Genomic DNA, 964 nt, shown 5'->3' on the forward strand with positions numbered 1-964 from the left:
CCAGGGCCGGCTTCCGACTGCGCGGCAACTCATCGGCGACGTTCGAGAAGACGCCGTTCCGCGTCGAGTTCTGGGACAACGAGGACGACGACGCCGACCACCCGGTGCTGGGCATGCCCGCCGACTCCGACTGGGTGTTGCGCGGCCCGTTCCCCGACAAGGCGTTGATCCGCGAGGCGCTCGTCTACGACCTCGGACGCGAGATGGGGTTGCCGGCGCCGCGCTACAGGTTCGTCGAGTTCTATCTCAACACCGACGCCGGCCCGGTGGGTGCCAGCGACTACCTGGGCGTCTACATGTTCATGGAGACGATCAAGAACTCCAAGGACCGGCTCGACCTCAAGCAGTTGGACTCCGACGACATCACCCTGCCGAAGATCCAGGGCGGGTACATCTGGAAGTTCGAGTGGATGGCCGCCGAAGAGCCGACGTTGCCGTGCACCGGGCCGGCCGCCACCTGCTGGAACTACCTTGAGGTGGCCGACCCGTCGCCGCTGCAACCGCAGCAACGGGACTGGCTGCGCGGTCACATCCAGGAGTTCCACGACGTGCTGCACTCGTCGAACTTCGCCGACCCGACCACCGGTTACCGCAGGTACATCGACGTCGACTCGTTCATCGACCTCATGATCGTCAACGAGTTGAGCCGGGAGATGGACGCGTACGTCCGCAGCTCGCACTTCTACAAGGACCGGGACAGCAAGATCTTCGCCGGGCCGCTGTGGGACTTCGACCTCAGCTTCGGCGTCGGCGGCTTCTTCGCCAACGACCAGGTGTCGGGCTGGCAGCACCAGCAGACCCGGCAGCCGTCGGCCAACGACTGGTTCGCCCAGTTGCTGCGCGACCCCGCGTTCGTCAACCAGGCCCGATCGCGTTGGCAGACGCTGCGACGGGGCTTGCTCTCCGACGCCGCGCTCCAGACCCGGATAGACGCTCTCGCGGCCCCGCTGACCAACGCGGCCCA

At 66.4% G+C, this 964-nt stretch carries 1 protein-coding gene; it reads left to right on the forward strand.

Going from position 1 to position 964, the window contains the following annotated elements:
• The coding region (locus KBX53_RS34215) for a CotH kinase family protein (protein ID WP_210863951.1) at positions 1 to 964 on the forward strand (964 nt) is incomplete at both ends.

The sequence above is a fragment of the Micromonospora sp. M51 genome, assembly GCF_018070305.1.
Classification (GTDB): Bacteria; Actinomycetota; Actinomycetes; order Mycobacteriales; family Micromonosporaceae; genus Micromonospora; species Micromonospora parva.